We start from the raw sequence: 18,329 nt of genomic DNA, 5'->3' as shown, positions 1-18,329 counted from the left end.
CTCCGACCAGGACGACGTGACGGACGCCGGAACCACCGGCACCGACAGTGCGTCCGATCCGCAGCGCCCGTCCGACCACGTCGACGGCACGCCCGTCGTCGCGACCACCGCCGACGGCATCGCGCAGCCGAAGCTCGGGCTGGTCGGCTACCTCCGGTTCGCCTGGCGGCAGCTGACGAGCATGCGCACGGCGCTCTTCCTGCTGCTGCTCCTCGCCCTCGCGGCGATCCCGGGATCGCTCGTCCCGCAGACGCAGGCGGACCCGAACGGCGTCACGCAGTACAAGAACAGCCACCCGCAGCTGACCCCGGTGCTCGAGAAGCTGCAGGTCTTCGACACCTACACGTCGGTGTGGTTCTCCGCGATCTACCTGCTCCTCTTCATCTCGCTCATCGGCTGCATCGTGCCGCGTACCCGGCACCACTGGCAGGCGCTCCGCACCCGGCCGCCGAAGACCCCGGCGCGGCTCGGCCGCCTGGCCGGCTTCCGGTCGGTGACGATCAGCGCGGCAACGATTGGCGGCCAGACGGTCGGCAGCACGACGGGCGCGGCCACGAGCCTCCCGTCCGTCGACCACGCGGTGACGACGGCCATGGCCCAGCTGAAGAAGTCGGGCTACCGCGTCGAGCGGTTCGGCGACTCCGTCAGCGCCGAACGCGGCTACCTGCGGGAGACCGGCAACCTGGTCTTCCACTCGGCGCTCGTCGGTGTGCTGCTGGCGGTCGGTCTGGGCGGTGGGTTCAGCTACACCGGACAGCGGCTGCTGGTCGAGGGGCAGTCGTTCACCAACGTGATCGGCGCGTACGACTCGTTCAACCCCGGACGCTGGTTCTCGCCGAAGGACCTCACGCCCTACAACCTGACGCTCGACAAGTTCACGACCAAGTACGAGGAGCGCAACCTCGACGCGTTGGGGCAGGCGACCGACTACTCGGCCACCGTCTCCGCACGTCTGAAGGACGGCACCGCGAAGACCAGTCGTCTCGGCGTGAACGAGCCGCTGTCGATCGGGGGGACGAACGTCTACCTGCTCGGCAACGGCTACGCGATGCAGGTCACCGTGCGCGACGGCAAGGGCAACGTGGCGTTCCAGGACGTCGTGCCGTTCCTGCCGGACGACGCGAACTACACCTCCACCGGCGTCATCAAGGTGCCGGACGCGTCACCCGACCAGCTCGGCCTGATCGGGTTCTTCTACCCGACCGCGGTGCAGCAGACCAGCGGCACGAACGCCGGTGCGTTCACCTCGAACTACCCGGACGTCAAGAACCCGATGCTGTCGCTGCAGGTGTACACGGGCAACCTCGGCCTCGACGACGGCGTGCCGCAGAGCGTCTACCAGCTGTCGACGAAGGGCCTGCAGCAGATCGCGGGCCGGCAGTCGGACACCCCGAGCATCGCGATGAAGCCCGGCCAGACGAAGCAGCTGCCGGACGGCGCCGGCTCGATCACGTTCGACGGGGTCAAGCGGTACGTGTCCCTCGACGTGCACCACGACCCGTCGCAGCTCTGGGTCGCCTTCTTCGCGATCCTGTCGGTCCTGGGCCTGCTCACCTCGCTGTTCGTCCCGCGCCGCCGCGTGTGGGTGAAGGCGGTACGGAAGCCCGGTGCCGAGGACGGTGAGTTCGACCTCGAGTACGCCGGGCTCGCACGTGGTGAGGACCCCAACCTCGAACGCGCGGTGGCGGACATCGCCCAGAAGCACATGTCGGACCTCGGAGTTAGGATCAGCAAGTGAACACGACGACCCTTGCGACCTACTCGGTCGTGCTGACGTACTCCGCGATGGCGGTCTACGTCATCGCGTTCATCTCCTTCGCGCTCGACATGGCGAAGCGCGCCGGCGACGTCGGACTCGAGACCACCCGCGGCGGTTCGGCCTCGGACCGTGACGACGCCAGCGTCGCCACGGTCGCGACCGTCCAGGGCGGCACCGTCGTCCTCGAACGGGTGCAGCAGAAGCGCGCGGGCGACGACGTCGGCGGTGGCCGCGGCCAGCGCGGCTCGAAGTTCGAGCGCGTCGGCATGGCCATGACGATCCTGGCCCTCGTCGTCCACATCGGCGCGATCGTGCTCCGCGGCATCGCGGCCGACCGTGTGCCGTGGGGCAACATGTTCGAGTTCTCGCTGACCGGCACCGGCCTGATCATCGCCGTCTTCCTGCTCGTGCAGTTCTGGCAGGACCTCAAGTTCCTCGGGGTGTTCATCACCGGCCTGGTGATCATCCTGCTGGGCATCGCCACGGTGAACTACTACGTGCCGGTGCGCCCGCTGGTGCCCGCGCTCGAGTCCTACTGGCTCGTCATCCACGTCTTCGTCGCGATCGCGGGTACCGGGTTCTTCGCCCTCGGCGCCGGGCTCGCGGTCTCGCAGCTGGTCCAGACCTACCGCCAGGGCCGTCCGGTCTCGCGCCGACTGCGCTTCATGGAGACGCTGCCTGACGCCGACCGGCTCGAGGTGCTCAGCTACCGGGTGATCCTGGTCGGCTTCGTCCTCTGGACCTTCACGCTCATCGCCGGTGCGATCTGGGCCGAGCGGGCCTGGGGGCGTTACTGGGGCTGGGACACGAAGGAGGTCTGGACGTTCATCATCTGGACCCTCTACGCCGGCTACATCCACGCGCGGGCGACCCGCGGGTGGCGTGGCGCGCGGTCCTCGTGGCTGGCCCTCATCGGTTTCGCGGCCGTGATGTTCAACTTCTCGGTCGTCAACGTCTTCTTCAAGGGGCTGCACAGCTACTCCGGTCTGTGATCGATCAGGGTCTGTGACCCCCCGGACGCGACCATGGGACGGACGGGAGGCCCGACACCAGCTGGTGTCGGGCCTCCCGTCCGTCCCATGGTGCGGCCCTACGGCCGCGCTGCGAGCAGCGCGTGCACCCGACCGAGCCGCGCCAGCCACCACGCGGTGCGCTCGGGGGAGGCCGCCCACCGGTCGAGGAGGTCCGGGTCCGGCTCGACCCGCCGCACCGCGATCCGGCCGCCGACGGGCAGGAGCGGGTCGGCGGTGACGTCGCCGGTGAACATGGCCGCGGTGCCGAGGCCCGCCGCGTACCCGGGAGCCATCGCCCGCGAGGCCAGGAACGCCCCCATGCCGAGCCCGATCGAGGTGTCGATCGCGCTGGAGACCACGCAGGGCAGCCCGGCCTCGGCGATGACGGCCTGCGCGGCAGTGACCCCGCCGAGGGGCTGTGCCTTGACGACGAGCACGTCCGCGGCTCCCGCACGGGCGACGGCGAGCGGTTCGGAGGCCTTCCGGACGCTCTCGTCGGCGGCGATCCGGACGCCCAGTCCGGCCATCCGGGTGCGGAGTGCGGCGAGGTCCGCCACCGACGCGACCGGCTGCTCGGCGTACTGCAGCCGGAAGGGGGCCAGGCGTTCCAGGGCAGAGGTGGCCTGCTCGAGGTCCCACAGCCCGTTTGCGTCGACGCGGACCTCGGCGTCGTCACCCATCGCCCGACGGACCGCGGCGACCCGGGCGACGTCGTCCTCGATGCCCGTGCCGGGTTCGGCGACCTTCACCTTCGCGGTGGTGCAGCCGGGGTAGCGGAGGAGCAGGTCGGCGACGTCCTCGGCGGCGATCGCGGGGACCGTGGCGTTGACCGGGACGCGGTCGGTGCCCGGCTCGTGTCGGGTCCAGCCGAAGTCGATCGCGGCACGGAGCCACGCGGTGGCCTCGCCGTCGTCGTACTCCACGAAGGGGGAGAACTCGGTCCACCCCTCGGGGCCGCGGAGCACGAGCGCCTCGCGCACAGTGATGCCGCGGAACCGGACCCGCATCGGCAGGGCGACGACCCGGGCGGTCGCGAGCAGGTCAGGCAGATCGGGGACGACGGCGGGAGCGGTCGGGTTCACGGCGGGCACCCCGTCATCTTCGCAGGAGCGCCCAGCAGGCCTCCCGGACTCTCCGAGGGGACCGCCAGGGCAGCGCACTAGCATCGCTGCGGTCGACCACCGGTCGGCCGTGCCGGTGCCGGTCAGGGCAGCCGGTCGGGGACGGACGAGGAGGCTCGGTGGCGACGGACGAGTTCGCGCGGCTGATGCGTCAGGGCACCGTCGACGTCACTCGGCAGCCCGCAGCTCGGCGTCGGAAGAACCCGATCACCGGCAAGATCGCCCTCGGCCTCGCGGTGGTCGCCGCCGCGGTGGACGCCAGCGCGTTCGCGGTGTTCGTGGGCGGCGACACGACCTTCGCGTTCGGCATCTGCTTCGTCGTGGTGTTCCTGACCCTGGTCGCCGCGGTCCTGGGCTTCATCGCCGCGGTCGGTTCGTTCGGCCGCTGGTACGGGGTCGTCGGCGTGGTCGTGGCGTTCTTCGCCAACCCGGTGATCCTCATCGTCCTGCTCGTCATCGTCGCTCCGGAGATGCTCTCCGGCATGGGCGCCAGCTAGCCCGGCGGTAGGTTCGGAGCATGCCCTCTGCCGTCTCCGACCTGTTCGACCCCGACGTCTGGACCACCGCCCCGATCGCCGAGCGGTTCACCGACATCACGTACCACAAGCACGTCTCCGGCGGCATGGTGCGCGTCGCCTTCGACCGCCCGGAGGTCCGCAACGCCTTCCGCCCGCGGACCGTCGACGAGCTGTACCGCGCGCTCGACGACGCCCGCCAGGACCCGCGCGTCGGGGTCGTGCTGCTGACCGGCAACGGCCCGAGCCCGAAGGACGGCGGCTGGGCGTTCTGCTCCGGCGGCGACCAGCGGATCCGGGGCCGGAGCGGCTACCAGTACGTCGGCGACGAGGGCGCGCCGCCCGAGGGCGTCGACCCCGCCGCCGCGCAGGCCTCGATGGGCCGGCTGCACATCCTCGAGGTCCAGCGACTCATCCGGATGATGCCGAAGGTCGTCATCGCGGTCGTGCCGGGGTGGGCCGCCGGTGGTGGGCACTCGCTGCACGCGATCTGCGACCTCACGATCGCCAGCGCCGAGCACGGGAAGTTCAAGCAGACGGACGCCGACGTCGGCTCGTTCGACGGCGGCTACGGCAGTGCCTACTACGCCAAGCAGATCGGCCAGAAGCTCGCGCGCGAGGTCTTCTTCCTGGCCGAGGAGTACTCCGCGCAGCGCGCGTACGAGATGGGTGCCGTCAACAGGGTCGTGCCGCACGAGGACCTGGAACGCGAGGCGATCCGCTGGGGCGAGACGATCCTCGGCAAGTCGCCGACGGCGATCCGGATGCTGAAGTACGCCTTCAACGCCGTCGACGACGGCATGGTCGGCCAGCAGGTCTTCGCGGGTGAGGCCACGCGCCTCGCCTACGGCACGGACGAGGCCGTCGAGGGTCGCGACTCGTTCCTCGAGAAGCGCTCGCCCGACTGGACCGCGTTCCCCTGGCACTACTGATGACCCGTCCGCTCGTCGCGGTGAGCGCCTCCGACCCGTCCGACGTGCTGCGCGGACTGGAGGCGGCACTCGCCGGCGGCCCCGCACTGCTCCCCGTCGCGACAGGGGCTCCGGCGCTGCCGACACCGCCTCCGGCCGACGTCCCGCAGCGGGTCGCGCTGGTCGTCGAGACGAGCGGCTCCACCGGCACCGGCAAGCGGGTGGCGCTGTCCTCGGAGGCGCTGCTCGCAGGGGCGACCGCAGCGGACGCGGCGCTCGGCGGACCGGGTGGCTGGGTCCTCGCCCTGCCGACGCACTACATCGCCGGGCTCAACGTCCTGACGCGGTCGATCACGGCGGGCACGACACCCGTCGTGCTGCCGACCGGACACTTCGACGCGGCGGCGTTCGCGGACGCAGCCGACCGGCTCGTCGTCGGACCCGCTGCCCCCCGCCGCTACACGTCGCTCGTGCCGGTGCAGCTCGCCCGGGTCCTCGACGACCCGCGTGCGACGGCGGCCCTCGGTCGGTTCGACGCCGTCCTGGTGGGCGGGCAGGCGACACCGGTGGCCCTCCGTGAGCGGGCCCGAGCCGCGGGCATCCGCATCGTGACCACCTACGGCGCCAGCGAGACGAGCGGTGGCTGCGTGTACGACGGCGAGCCGCTCGGCACCGTCCGCGCCGAACTCGTCGACGGCGAGCTGCAGCTGGCCGGGCCGATGCTCGCCGAGGGCTACCTCGACGACCCGGCCCGGACGGCGGCGACCTTCACGGAGCGGGACGGGCACCGCTGGTACCGGACCGGGGACGCCGCGACGATCGTGGACGGCCGGATCCGGGTGACCGGACGGCTCGACGACGTCGTCATCTCCGGCGGTGAGAAGGTCCCGCTCGGCGCGGTCGAACGCATCGTCCGCGAACTGCCCGGACAGGACGGCGCCGTCGTCACCCGCCGGGCGTCGGGGGAGTGGGGCGAGGTACCGGTCGTCGTCACCGAGCAGCCCGTCGACCTCCAGGTCGTCCGCGCCCGGGTGGGGGACGCCCTCGGACGTGCCGCCCGTCCGGCCGAGGTGCTCGTCGTGGACCGGATGCCGATGCTGGCGACCGGCAAACCCGACCGGCGTGCGGTGCGGGCGCTGGCCGATCGCGAGGGGTGAGCCCAGCCTCCCGGCCGCGCCGGTACGCTTGGCGGTCGTGGCACGAGCGAAGAACACGACACGTCCGAAGGGCCGGTCCGGCAACCCGGCGAAGGCCGCTGCCCCGCAGCGCACCGCCCGGCGGGCGACCGCACGCGACTGGATCGGCGGGGCGCGTCTGCGCACCCTGACCCTCGGCGTCGTGCCCGTCGTGCTCGGCACCGCCGTGGCCTACGTCGACAGCAAGGCGACCGGTGACTTCGGGGCGTTCCTGGGCGCCGACGCGCACCTGGCGATCGCCCTGCTCGCCCTGGCCGTCGCGCTGTTCCTGCAGATCGGCGTGAACTACAGCAACGACTACTCCGACGGGGTCCGTGGCACGGACGAGTTCCGCGTCGGCCCGGCCCGACTGACCGGGGCCGGCCTCGCGAAGCCCCGCACGGTGCTCACCGTCGCGCTGACGTTCTTCGGCCTCGCCGCGGTCGCCGGCATCGTCATCGTGGTGCTCACCCAGCTGTGGTGGCTGCTGCTCGTCGGTGCCGCCGCGATCGTCGCCGCCTGGTTCTACACCGGCGGCAAGAAGCCCTACGGCTACAACGCCCTGGGCGAGGTCTTCGTCTTCGTGTTCTTCGGCCTGGTCGCGGTGCTCGGCACCCAGTACGTGCTCATCGGACAGGCGACCCTCAGCGGGTGGGCCGCCGCCGTCGCCGCGGGCCTGTTCGCCTGCGCGGTGCTCATGGTGAACAACATCCGCGACATCGGCGAGGACACCGCCGCCGGCAAGCGCACGCTCGCCGTCGTGGTCGGCGACACGGTGGCACGGGTGCTGTTCGCGCTCTTCCTGCTGCTGCCCTACGTCGTGCTGATCTGGTTCGTGCTGCTGTACTTCCGGTCCGGCTTCACGTACTTCTCGCTGCTGCTCGCGCTGCCGGCGCTGCTGATCGGCGTGACCTCACGGAAGCCGCGCGAACTCATCACGGCGCTGCAGCTGTCGTCGTTCTCGGCGTTGGCGTACGGCGTGGTGCTCGGCATCACGCTCGCCGTCCAGCCGTAGCACTCAGGCGTCGTCGGGGCGCTTCCGGAGCGTGACGTCGGGGTCGGCGGGGGCGCCCGCGTCGGTGGCGGTGTGCTCGTCGGCGGTGTCGACGAAGTCGTCCTCGAAGTCGCTGTCCGCATCGCGCTCCGGTCGGGCACGGCGCTCGGCGATGCTGGTGGTCACGGCGCTGCGGAGACCCGGCAGGGCGATGTACGACACGAGCAGCCCGATCAACGCGCCGCCGATCGCCGCCCAGTACCAGGGCAGCCCGATCACCAGCAGCACGACGAGTGCCACGACGAAGATGCCGAGCCGAGCCAGGGTGTAGACGAGCCACGCTTTCACCCTGCAAGTGTACGGACGCCGGTCTCCACGGTGACCGGACGGAGGCCAGGGCGGTCACAGCCGGCCGGCCTAGGCTTCGAGGATGGTCAGGTTGTGGCTCGTCATCGTCGTCGCCGCCGTGGCGTTCACGGTGTTCGCCCTGATCGACTGCGCCACCATGCCGCACACCCGGGTCCGGTCGCTGCGCAAGGGGATCTGGGTCCTGCTCATCGTCGTCCTGCCCGTCCTCGGCGGTGTGCTGTGGTTCCTGCTCGGCCGGACCCCCGCCGTCCCGCGCGGGAACGGTGGCGGTGGTGCCGGGTACCGTGGTCCCGAAGACGATCCCGACTTCCTCGGTGGCACGACGCCTCCCGGGCGCAAGAGCGATGACAAGGACCAGGACGACGCGACCCTCCGATCCCTCGAAGACCAGTTCCACGACGGCGACGATGACGGCCGCCCCGATCGGTGACGGCACTGCCGGTGACGGCACTGCCGGTGACCGTGCTGCCGCTGACGGCACCGCCGGTTCCGGCAGCCCCGCGACCGACTTCGCCCTCGCCTTCCTGCAGGAGCTCGCCCGCGCCGGTGTGACCGACGTCGTGGTCAGCCCGGGCTCCCGGTCGCAGGCCCTGGCCCTCGCCGCGGTCGCCCTGGAGCGTGCAGGCGGCATCACCGTGCACGTGCGGCTCGATGAGCGCACCGCCGGGTTCTTCGCCCTCGGTCTGGCGATCGAGTCCGGGCGTCCCGCCGCGGTGGTCACGACCTCGGGGACCGCGGTCGTCAACCTGCACCCGGCCGTGCTCGAGGCGCACCACTCCGGCGTGCCGATGATCGTCGTGTCCGCCGACCGTCCGGCCGAACTGCGAGGCATCGGCAGCAACCAGACCACCGTCCAGCCCGGCGTCTTCGGTGCTGCCGTCTCCTTCGTCCGCGACGTCCAGGCGCCGAGCGCACACGGTGTCGACGACGACGCCCGCGCCACCGTCCGGTCCCTGGTGCGCGAAGCCGTCGCCGCCGCTGCCGGGCACGCCGGGCAGCCCGGTCCGGTCCAGCTCGACCTGGCGTTCCGTGAGCCGCTCTCCGCCGGGCTCGACCGGGTAGAGGGTGTCCCCGACGACCAGGTGGACCTGGCGTACGCAACCCGTCGGCCGACCGCGGCGCTGCCGGTCGCCGAGCTGGCTCCGGACGACGAACCCGCCACCGTGGTCATCGCGGGGCACGACGCCGGCGCCGACGCCGAACGGATCGCCTGGGAACTCGGTGCGCCGCTCCTGGCCGAGGTGTCGAGCGGGGCCCGCTTCGGCCGCAACCTCGCCGCCGCCTACCGCGAACTCCTCCGCGACGAGGACTTCGGCGGCCGGGTCCGGCGCGCGGTCGTCCTCGGCCACCCGACGCTCAGCCGCGAGGTCCCGGCGCTCCTGCAGCGCGCGGACGTCGAGACGGTCGTGGTCCGTGGGGCCGGAGCCGACGTCTTCGACCCGGCCCGTGCCTCCCGGCCGGACGCCGCGACGCAGGTCGTCTCGGACGTCCGCGTCACCGGGCGCACCGGACCGGCACACCGTGCATGGGTGGGCCGCTGGGTCGCCGCGAGCCGCTCGCTGCTCGGCGAGGGCGACGCCGGGCCGGACCTCGACGCCAAGCGGTCCGCCGACCGCGCCGAGCGGAACCGGTTCCTCAAGGACGAGGTCGCGCTGCGCCGCCGTCCGGTCGACCGCGCCATGCTCGCCGAGGCGGTGTGGGGCGTCACCTGGCCGCACGACCGCCTGGTGTTCGGGGCATCGCAGATCATCCGCGTCGCCGACATGACCGTCGCGGGCAAGAAGATCCGCGTGCACGCCAACCGGGGTCTGGCGGGCATCGACGGGACGATCTCCACGGCGCTCGGCATCGCGACCGCGCTGGAGGCCGGGTCCGGAGCCGTCGGCACCACGCGTGTCGTGGTCGGGGACCTCACGTTCCTGCACGACCTCGGCGGGCTCGTCACCGGGACGGAAGAGGCACGACCGCGTCTGCAGGTCGTCGTCGGCAACGACGGCGGCGGCGCGATCTTCCGCGGGCTCGAGGTGGCGGCGACCACCGCACCCGAGGACATGCGGCGGATGATGACGACCCCGCAGCACGTCGACGTCGAACGGGTCGTCACCGGCCTCGGGTGGGAGTACCGCCGGGCCGAGACGTGGGGCGACCTGGAACGTGTCCTCACCGACCCGGCCGAGCATGTCGTCATCGAGGTGCCGCTGGCCGACTGACCCGCCAGTGCAGCCGGGCCAGCGCTGCCCGGTCAGGGCGGCGCGTCCTCAGGCCAGCGCGTCGACGACCGGTCGGAACTTCAGGCGCGTCTCCGCGACCTCCCGTTCCGGCTCGGACCCGGCCACGATCCCGGCACCGGCCCACGCGCGGACCGTGCCGTCCTCGTCGATCTGCGCGCTCCGCAGCGCGAGCATCCACTCGCCGTCACCGGAGGCCCCCAACCAGCCGACGGGACCGGCGTACCGGCCGCGGTCCACCCCCTCCAACTCGGCGACGAGGCGCACGGCGACGTCGGTCGGGGTGCCGGCGACGGCGGCGGTCGGGTGCAGGGCGTCGGCGACGTCGAGCGCGGTGACGCCGGCGGGCAGGACGGCCTCGACGTCACTGGCCAGGTGCCAGACGTTCGGCAGCTGCAGCCGGAACGGTTCGGGGTCGACCCGCAGGTCCGCGGCGATCGGCTGCAGCGACGCGACCAGGCTCGAGATCGCGAAGGCGTGCTCCTCGAGGTCCTTCGTGCTCGCGGCGAGGGTCTCGGCGGCGACCCGGTCGCTCTCGGCGTCCGTCCCCCGTGCGGCACTGCCGGCGAGGACCCGTGCGGTGAGGGTGCGGCCCTCGGTGCGGGCAAGTGTCTCCGGGGTCGCCCCGATGAGTCCGTCGACGGCGAAGGTCACGCACGTCGGGTAGGCGGCGGCCAGGTCGAGCAGCACGGCACGGCGGTCGGCGCCGGGCGGCAGGGTGCCGACCAGGTCACGGGCCAGGACGACCTTCTGCGCCCGCCCTGCCCGGATGGCGGTGACCGCGGCGGCGACCGAGGCGGCGTAGGCGTCCTCGTCGACCGCGCCGGGGCGCAGCGCGACGGATACGTGGGGGCCGACGCGGGGGACCGGCACCGAGGTGCTCGTGAAGGGCAGGGGCTCGGGGGTGTCGGTGGTGTCGATCGCGGTGATCCACGCCCGACCCCGCCGACGTCCGACCACGACACGCGGCACGATGAGGACACTCGTGGCGGCGGAGTCGTCGGCGAACGCGAAGGTGCCGAACGCCACCAGGCCACTGCCGCGGAGCCGCACCGGGTCGTCGACGACGGCGGCGGCGACGACCTGTCGCCAGAGTGCGGAGGCATCGCGCATCCGGCTCGGACCGGAGAACTCGAAGCGCAGGGCCTCGCCGATCCCGACGATCCCGTCCCCGCCCCGCACGAAGGCCATCGGGTGCGCGGCGAGCGTGTGGCGGAGGACGGCGCCCGGGTCGTCGAGGATCCGGGTCGAGACCGTGAGCGGCTGGACCGCTGTGGTGGGACGGGTCACGGACCGATGCTACGCGTCAGGGCGCGCCCGGGGTGCGCGGCTCCTGCACGGCTGCCGGGAAGCGTCCGGTCGCGGCCTCTAGGATGACTGGGTGAGCAGAGCGGACATGCAGAAGCGGCCGGACGAAGTGGCGGCCATGTTCGACGACGTCGCAGCGAAGTACGACCTGACCAACGACATCCTGTCGGCGGGCAACGCACCGCTGTGGCGCGTCGCGACGGTGAAGGCCGTCGACCCCCAGCCGGGCGAGCGCGTGCTCGACCTGGCTGCCGGCACCGGGACGAGTTCCGCTGCCCTGGCGAAGAAGGGTGCCGAGGTCACCGCCCTCGACCTGTCGTCGGGCATGATCGCGGTCGGTCGCGAGCGCCACCCCGAGATCACCTTCGTCGAGGGGGACGCCGAACACCTGCCCTTCGCGGACGAGTCGTTCGACGCGGTCACGATCTCGTTCGGGCTGCGCAACGTCAACGACCCGATGCAGGCCCTGACCGAGATGCTCCGAGTGCTCAAGCCCGGCGGCCGTCTCGTGATCTGCGAGTTCTCCACCCCGCCGTTCGCCGCGCTGCGCTTCGGCTACACCACGTACCTCAAGCGGGTCCTGCCCGGCATCGCGAAGCTGTCCAGCAGCAACCCGGCCGCCTACCGCTACCTGGCCGAGTCGATCGAGGCATGGCCGGACCAGCAGGTCCTCAGCCAGTGGCTCCGCGGCGTCGGCTTCACGATGGTCGCGCACCGCAACCTGACCGCCGGCATCGTCGCCCTGCACCGTGGCCGCAAGCCGGTCGAGGGCAGCGTGCGCGAGTCCGCCGCCCGCCGTGCCAAGGCGCGTCGCGAGCACCAGCCCACGGGCGAGCAGCCCCGCGTGGAGCCCGAGGCCTAGGCCAGCGGCCCAGGTCCCCACCGCCACCCCGCGAGTCCACCGCCACCCGCGAGTACGGAGCAGCAGTTGAACCCGAGTGTCCCGGTCGCCCGACGTGCACCGAGTCTCCGAGCGTCCCTCGGCATCGGCGAGCGGCTGTTCGCCACCCCGGCGGACCGTCGTTTCATCGCCGCGGTCGACGACGGGCTCGAGCACGTCGAGCAGGGGCTCGAGGACGCCATGCGTTCCGCCGACACCCTGGCCGACACCACCAGTCGCTACCTGCTGTCGGCAGGTGGCAAGCGGATCCGTCCGACCCTGACCCTGCTCATCGCGCAGCTCGGCGACGGCGTGACCGACCACGTGGTGAAGGCGGCCGTCAGCGTCGAGATGACCCACCTGGCGTCGCTGTACCACGACGACGTGATGGACGAGGCCCCGGTGCGCCGCGGTGTCCCGGCCGCCCACGTCACCTACGGCAACAACATCGCGATCCTCACCGGGGACCTGCTCTTCGCCCGCGCCTCGCTCATCACGGCGGACCTCGGGCCCGAGGGCATCCGGATGCAGGCCGAGACCTTCCAGCGCCTGTGCATGGGGCAGCTCCACGAGACCACCGGCCCGCAGCCCGAGGACGACCCGGTCGAGCACTACCTCCAGGTGCTCAGCGACAAGACCGGTTCCCTCATCGCGACCGCTGCCCGTGCCGGCGTGATGTTCTCGGGCGCCGACCGCTCCCTGCTCGGGGCCGTCGGCACGTTCGGCGAGAAGGTCGGCGTCGCCTTCCAGCTCGTCGACGACGTGATCGACCTCGCTCCGGCGAAGGACAAGACCGGCAAGATCGCCGGCAACGACCTCCGCGCCGGCGTCGACACGCTGCCCCTGCTGCAGCTCCGTCGCCGTGCCGCCTCGGACCCGGACGCCGCGGCCCTGGTCACCCGCATCGAGCGGGACGTCCGTGACGCCCCGGACGACGCCGTCCACTCGGACGCGTACCAGAGCGCCGTCGCCGAGCTCCGCGACCACGAGGCGACCCGTGCCACCCGTGCCCTCGCCGCGAGCTGGGCCGACGAAGCGGTCACCGCACTGGCCCCCCTGCCGGACGGCACCGTGAAACGAGCCCTCACCCGGTTCGCGGAGACGGTCGTCGACCGCAGCCGCTGACCTGAACGAAACTGGAGACCGAACAGTGCCCACCCTCCGACTCGCCATCGTCGGCGCCGGTCCGGCCGGCATCTACGCCGCGGACATCCTCCTGCGGGAGGCGCGCGGCTTCGACGTCTCGATCGACCTGTTCGAGCAGCTCCCGGCCCCCTACGGCCTGGTGCGCTACGGCGTCGCCCCCGACCACCCCCGCATCAAGGGCATCATCAACGCCCTCCGCGACGTCCTGGACCGCGGCGACATCCGGATCTTCGGCAACGTCCGCTTCGGCGAGGACATCACCCTCGAGGACCTGAAGCGGCACTACAACGCCGTCGTCTTCTCGACCGGTGCGATCAAGGACGCCGACCTCGACATCCCCGGCATCGACCTCGACGGCTCGTACGGTGCCGCCGACTTCGTCAGCTGGTTCGACGGGCACCCGGACGTGCCGCGCACCTGGCCGCTGACCGCCGAGAGCGTCGCCGTGATCGGCAACGGCAACGTGGCACTCGACGTGTCCCGGATCCTCGCGAAGCACGCCGACGACCTGCTGCCGACCGAGATCCCGGCGAACGTCTACGAGGGACTCAAGGCCTCACCCGTCACCGACGTGCACGTCTTCGGCCGCCGCGGTCCGGCGCAGGTGAAGTTCACCCCGCTGGAACTCCGCGAACTCGGGGAACTGCGCGACGTCGACATGGTCGTGTACGACGAGGACTTCGACCACGACGAAGCCTCGAAGCTCGCGATCGCCACGAACAAACAGGTCACCGTCATCGACCGTGTGCTGCAGCAGTGGCGCACGCGCGAGGTCGGCGCGGCCAGCCGTCGTCTGCACCTGCACTTCTACGCCAAGCCACTCGAACTGCTCGGCGACGACGACGGCGCGCTCCGCGCCATCCGGTACGAGCGCACCCGTCCGGACGGGCAGGGTGGTGTCGAGGGCACCGGTGAGATCCGCGAGGTCCCGATCCAGGCCCTCTACCGCGCGGTCGGCTACGTCGGCTCACCCCTGCCCGGGGTGCCGTTCGACGAGCGCTACGGCGTCATCCCGAACCACGAGGGCCAGGTGCTCGACACCGACGGCAACCGTATCCCCGGCGTGTACGCCACCGGGTGGATCAAGCGCGGCCCGGTCGGCCTGATCGGACACACCAAGTCCGACGCGATGGAGACCGTGCAGCACGTGGTCACCGACCAGGGGACCTGGTGGAGCCCGGAGGACCCGTCCGAAGCGGCGATCCCGGCACTGCTCCGCGAGCGCGGCGTCGACTTCACGGACCTCGACGGCTGGCACGCCCTCGACCAGCACGAGATGGCCCTCGGCGAGCCGCAGGGTCGGGCCCGGGTCAAGGTCGTGCCGCGCGACGAGATGATCGACGTCTCGCTGCGTCGTCCGAACGTCTCGTCGGGGTCGACGTGGCCCGGTCGCTCGCCCTGTTCGGCATGATGGCGGCCCACGTCGGCGACGTCGCCGAGAACGTCGACTGGGCCGACCCGACGAGCCTCGGGGCGGTCGTGAACGGCCGGTCCGCGGCGCTCTTCGCGGTGCTCGCCGGGGTCTCCATCGGGCTGGTGAGCGGCCGCGACCGCCCGCCCGGACCGCCCGCGATCGGCCGGGTCCGCGCACGCCTGGCGCTCCGGGCCGTCGTGGTGGTCGGCGCCGGGCTGCTCCTGATGGCGCTGCAGACACCCGTGTACGTCGTCCTGCCCACCTACGGCGCCCTGTTCCTGCTGGCCCTGCCCGTCCTCCGCTGGCGAGGGTGGGCACTGCTCCTGCTCGCCGCGGGCTGCGCGGTCGCCTCGGCTCCGGTCGCGCTGGCGATCGTGCCGCTCTACGCCGACGCCGACATGTTCGGCGTGCAGCTCGGGCTGGTCTACCCCGTCGTCACCTTCTGGACGTACGTCCTGGTCGGACTCGCGGTCGCCCGGTCACGGCCGGGAGGCGCGGTGCGGCAGGTCCTGTTCCTCGGGTCCGGCACCGTGGTCGCGACCGCCGCCTACGTCGTCGGGAACGCCGCCGCGCCGATCCCGTTCGACACCACGTACGCGTTCCCCGGCGTGCCCTTCGTGCCGTCCGACTCGGACGCCGGCCAGGCGTTCGCCCAGGTGTTCCTGTCGCCGCGGGACCACTCGTCCTCGATCGTCGACGTCGTCGGCACCGCTGCCGTCGCCGTCGCCGTGATCGCGCTGTGCCGCCTGCTCGTCGACGGACACGGGCCGCTCGTCACCCGGATCGCGTTCCCGTTGGCCGCCGTCGGGTCGATGCCGCTCACCGTCTACGCACTGCACCTCGTCGTGATCGCCGCGTGGCCGGAGATGCCGCAGGGACCGACGACGTGGTGGGCCTTCGTCGTCGGCTCGGTGCTGTTCGCGATGCTCTGGCGCCGGTTCCTCGGCCGTGGCCCACTCGAGCGGCTGACGGCGCGGATCGCCTCGGCGGTGCCCGCACCCGCGCCGGGGCCGGCACCACGCGCCTGACCGTGCGGTCCGCTCCGGCGACCGCTCGACGGGCGTGACCCGCGGGGCGGTCGGGGGACGGGCCTCCTGGCCGGCAGACCGGCTCGGCGGCCGGCCGCTACTGCAGCGCCGCGGTGAGCCGCGCGACGTTGTCGAACACCCGCGACCGACGCGGGCGGGTCAGCCACTCGTCCAGCGTCAGCTGGCGGCTGGCCGCGCGGTAGTCGTCCTGGACGTCCCGGAGCGCGTCCACGAAGGACTTCCCGCGCACCATCACCGAGATCTCCAGGTTCAGGGTGAACGAGCGCATGTCCATGTTCGACGAGCCGATCACCGCGACGTCGTCGTCGATCGTGAAGTGCTTCGCATGCAGCACCGTCGGCGCACGGTACAGCCAGATCTTCACACCGGCCCGGAGCAGCCCCTCGTAGTAGGAACGCTGCGCGTGCCAGGTCATCGCGTGGTCGCCGATCTCGCCGACGAACAACTCGACCTCGACCCCGCGCTGTGCGGTCGTCGTGATCGCGTAGAGCATCGAGTCGTCGGGCACGAAGTACGGCGACGTGATCGACACCCGCTCCTGCGCCGAGTACAGCAGCGCGTTGAACAGGCGCAGGTTGTTCTCGCCGTCGAAGCCCGGGCCGGACGGCACCACCTGGCAGTCCAACGCGTCCGCCCGGTCTGCGCGGTGCACCGGGTCGCTCTCACGGAGCAGCAGCTCGTCGGTCTCGCTGTACCAGTCGGTGACGAACAGCGCGTTGATGCCCGCGACGACCGGCCCCTCGAACCGGGCGAACAGGTCGCGCCACCTGAGACCGCGCTCGATGTTCGCCTTCGTGTCGTAGGAACGGTCGATGAGGTTCTGCGACCCCGTGAACGCGACCGAGCCGTCGACGACCAGGATCTTCCGGTGGTTGCGGAGGTCCGGGCGCTGGAACTTCCCCTCCATCGGCAACAGCGGCAGCATCAGGTGCCACTCGATGCCGGCGGCGTCGAGGAACGCCAGGGTGTCCTTGAAGTACGGGTACCCCCGGCTCGCCCAGTGGTCCATGAGGAAGCGGACCGTCACCCCACGGGCCTGCGCCCGCGCCAAGGACTCGAAGAACGGCCGCGTGGTGTCGTCGAGGGACGCGATGTAGAACTCGACGTGCACGAACCGCCGAGCGGCGTCGACGGCGTGCGTCATCTCGGCGAAGGCGTCGTCGTAGTGCGGGTACAGCTCGGCCTGGTTGCCACCGACCAGCGGCATCGCGCCGAGCTCGCGGTTCAGTCGGGTGATGCTCTCCAGCCACGCGGGCCACGGGTGGTCACGGCGCACCCGCTCGATGCCCTCGGTCTGCTCGAGGATGTAGCGGTTGATCTCGGTTTGTTTCTCACGGCGCGACCGCGGCAGCTTCGTCGACCCGAGCACCAGGAAGAGGATGAAACCGATGTAGGGGATGAGGAAGATCGCCAGCAACCAGCCCGTCGCCGTCTGCGGCTTCCGGTCGATCGGGACGTGTACGAGGGAGAAGGCGCGGATCGCCAGGTCCAACAGGACCAGGATGATGATCAACGCGACGACGAGCCAGTGCTCCACGGTGCGGGTCGGTGTCTGCGCGGGGGAGCGCGGGTCAGCGGAAGTTGATGAACTGCAGGGGCACGTCGAACTCCTGGCCCTTGAGCAGCTGGATGGTCTGCTGCAGGTCGTCGCGGCTCTTCGAGGAGACCCGGAGCTCGTCGCCCTGCACCTGGCTCTTCACCGTCTTCGGTGCCTCGGCCCGGATGACCGCGCCGATCTTCTTCGCGATGTCCTGCTCGATGCCGTTCTTGAACTTCACCTCGATGCGGAACTCCTTGCCCGAGGGGAACGGTTCGCCGGCGTCGAGGCTCTTCAGGCTGATGCCGCGCTTGATCGCCTTCGTCTGCAGCACGTCGAGGACGGCCAGCGCGCGCTCCTCGGTCGACGCCTTGATGAGGACGTCCTCGCCGCTGAACGCGACGGACGCGCCGACGCCCTTGAAGTCGTACCGCTGCTCGATCTCCTTCGCCGCCTGGTTGAGGGCGTTCTCCGCCTCCATCTTGTCGACCTTGCTGACCACGTCGAAGGAGCTGTCTGCCATGCCGCACAGCCTATCCGGCGGCACGCAGGCCCGTTCCGGGAGGCCCGACACACCCCCGGCAACCGGCCAGCGTCCGACCGTGGTCGCGAGCACCTCCGGACATCGGCTATGCTCTTCACCGCGCCTTCGGTCGGTGATGACACGGGCCGGGTGCGCACATGGCGAGTTACCCAAGCGGCCAAAGGGATCTGACTGTAAATCAGCCGGCGTATGCCTCCGGGGGTTCGAATCCCTCACTCGCCACTGTGCTAGCTACACATTCGTGTTGGCTTCCACGAATGGCCCCGTCCTCGGACGGGGCCATTTGCTTTGCTACCGGGGGTACGTCGGAGCGGAGGGGCGGCGGAGCCGGGTGGAGCGGCGGGGGATCGGCTGGTCGGGCAGGAT

General features: G+C 71.6%; 17 protein-coding genes and 1 tRNA gene. 13 read left to right on the top strand and 5 right to left on the bottom strand.

Annotated elements, in window-relative coordinates; all coding sequences use genetic code 11:
- Positions 1-16 precede the first annotated feature (16 nt).
- Positions 17-1,738 (top strand): cytochrome c biogenesis protein ResB, encoded by a 1,722-nt coding sequence (locus QL987_RS12450; protein ID WP_356841434.1) that lies wholly within the window; start codon positions 17-19, stop codon positions 1,736-1,738.
- A gap of 47 nt (positions 1,739-1,785) precedes the next feature.
- Complete coding sequence (ccsB, locus tag QL987_RS12445) at positions 1,786-2,751, top strand: c-type cytochrome biogenesis protein CcsB (protein ID WP_290157912.1); 966 nt, start codon at positions 1,786-1,788, stop codon at positions 2,749-2,751.
- A 98-nt stretch (positions 2,752-2,849) separates the two neighbouring features.
- Here the strand turns inward: ccsB and QL987_RS12440 are convergent, their stop codons facing one another.
- The gene (locus QL987_RS12440) at positions 2,850-3,863 is read right to left on the bottom strand and encodes an o-succinylbenzoate synthase (RefSeq protein WP_290157899.1); all 1,014 of its coding nucleotides are present in this window, start codon (positions 3,861-3,863) and stop codon (positions 2,850-2,852) included.
- A gap of 149 nt (positions 3,864-4,012) precedes the next feature.
- Here QL987_RS12440 and QL987_RS12435 point away from each other — a divergent pair, with 149 nt between their 5' ends.
- From QL987_RS12435 to QL987_RS12420, 4 genes are read left to right on the top strand one after another with little or no spacing between them, the layout of a single operon-like run.
- Complete coding sequence (locus QL987_RS12435; RefSeq protein WP_111074368.1) at positions 4,013-4,390, top strand: hypothetical protein; 378 nt, start codon at positions 4,013-4,015, stop codon at positions 4,388-4,390.
- Positions 4,391-4,410: 20 nt separating this feature from the next.
- Entirely contained in the window at positions 4,411-5,340 is a 930-nt protein-coding gene (locus QL987_RS12430; RefSeq protein ID WP_290157898.1) for a 1,4-dihydroxy-2-naphthoyl-CoA synthase, read from the top strand.
- The gene (locus QL987_RS12425; RefSeq protein WP_290157897.1) at positions 5,340-6,476 is read left to right on the top strand and encodes an AMP-binding protein; all 1,137 of its coding nucleotides are present in this window, start codon (positions 5,340-5,342) and stop codon (positions 6,474-6,476) included. The genes QL987_RS12430 and QL987_RS12425 overlap by 1 nt, the downstream gene beginning before the upstream one ends.
- A gap of 28 nt (positions 6,477-6,504) precedes the next feature.
- Entirely contained in the window at positions 6,505-7,509 is a 1,005-nt protein-coding gene (locus tag QL987_RS12420) for a 1,4-dihydroxy-2-naphthoate polyprenyltransferase (RefSeq protein ID WP_290157896.1), read from the top strand.
- A 3-nt stretch (positions 7,510-7,512) separates the two neighbouring features.
- Here QL987_RS12420 and QL987_RS12415 read toward each other — a convergent pair whose 3' ends face one another.
- The gene (locus tag QL987_RS12415; protein ID WP_253463793.1) at positions 7,513-7,836 is read right to left on the bottom strand and encodes a DUF4229 domain-containing protein; all 324 of its coding nucleotides are present in this window, start codon (positions 7,834-7,836) and stop codon (positions 7,513-7,515) included.
- 82 nt (positions 7,837-7,918) lie between these two features.
- On the opposite strand from QL987_RS12415, the gene QL987_RS12410 reads away from it, so the two are divergent.
- Complete coding sequence (locus tag QL987_RS12410; RefSeq protein ID WP_290157894.1) at positions 7,919-8,287, top strand: PLDc N-terminal domain-containing protein; 369 nt, start codon at positions 7,919-7,921, stop codon at positions 8,285-8,287.
- Entirely contained in the window at positions 8,265-10,067 is a 1,803-nt protein-coding gene (gene menD / locus QL987_RS12405) for a 2-succinyl-5-enolpyruvyl-6-hydroxy-3-cyclohexene-1-carboxylic-acid synthase (RefSeq protein ID WP_290157893.1), read from the top strand. Before QL987_RS12410 ends, menD begins: the two co-directional genes overlap by 23 nt.
- A gap of 48 nt (positions 10,068-10,115) precedes the next feature.
- Here menD and QL987_RS12400 read toward each other — a convergent pair whose 3' ends face one another.
- Entirely contained in the window at positions 10,116-11,375 is a 1,260-nt protein-coding gene (locus QL987_RS12400; protein WP_290157892.1) for a chorismate-binding protein, read from the bottom strand.
- Positions 11,376-11,466: 91 nt separating this feature from the next.
- On the opposite strand from QL987_RS12400, the gene QL987_RS12395 reads away from it, so the two are divergent.
- The 4 genes from QL987_RS12395 (at position 11,467) to QL987_RS12380 (ending at position 15,861) form a co-directional block, all read left to right on the top strand.
- Positions 11,467-12,255, top strand: coding sequence for a demethylmenaquinone methyltransferase (locus QL987_RS12395; protein WP_111074360.1), 789 nt, complete (start codon positions 11,467-11,469; stop codon positions 12,253-12,255).
- A 66-nt stretch (positions 12,256-12,321) separates the two neighbouring features.
- A complete protein-coding gene (locus QL987_RS12390; RefSeq protein ID WP_253463785.1) occupies positions 12,322-13,398 on the top strand; it encodes a polyprenyl synthetase family protein in 1,077 nt (358 codons plus the stop codon).
- A gap of 25 nt (positions 13,399-13,423) precedes the next feature.
- The gene (locus QL987_RS12385; RefSeq protein ID WP_290157891.1) at positions 13,424-14,830 is read left to right on the top strand and encodes an FAD-dependent oxidoreductase; all 1,407 of its coding nucleotides are present in this window, start codon (positions 13,424-13,426) and stop codon (positions 14,828-14,830) included.
- Positions 14,800-15,861, top strand: a complete 1,062-nt coding sequence (locus QL987_RS12380) for a heparan-alpha-glucosaminide N-acetyltransferase domain-containing protein (RefSeq protein ID WP_290157890.1) — start codon at positions 14,800-14,802, stop codon at positions 15,859-15,861. Before QL987_RS12385 ends, QL987_RS12380 begins: the two co-directional genes overlap by 31 nt.
- A gap of 97 nt (positions 15,862-15,958) precedes the next feature.
- Here the strand turns inward: QL987_RS12380 and cls are convergent, their stop codons facing one another.
- Positions 15,959-17,419 carry a cardiolipin synthase gene (gene cls, locus QL987_RS12375; protein ID WP_290157889.1) on the bottom strand — a complete coding sequence of 487 codons (1,461 nt, stop codon included), beginning with the start codon at positions 17,417-17,419 and terminating at the stop codon, positions 15,959-15,961.
- Between the two features lie 34 nt (positions 17,420-17,453).
- Positions 17,454-17,942 (bottom strand): YajQ family cyclic di-GMP-binding protein, encoded by a 489-nt coding sequence (locus tag QL987_RS12370; RefSeq protein ID WP_110902629.1) that lies wholly within the window; start codon positions 17,940-17,942, stop codon positions 17,454-17,456.
- Between the two features lie 160 nt (positions 17,943-18,102).
- On the opposite strand from QL987_RS12370, the gene QL987_RS12365 reads away from it, so the two are divergent.
- Positions 18,103-18,185, top strand: a tRNA-Tyr gene (locus QL987_RS12365).
- Positions 18,186-18,329 lie beyond the last annotated feature (144 nt).

It is taken from the genome of Curtobacterium sp. APC 4022 (assembly GCF_030407555.1).
Taxonomy (GTDB): Bacteria; Actinomycetota; Actinomycetes; order Actinomycetales; family Microbacteriaceae; genus Curtobacterium.
The sequence above is the reverse complement of the archived record's forward strand: the minus strand, read 5'-3'. Positions and strand labels throughout refer to the sequence as shown.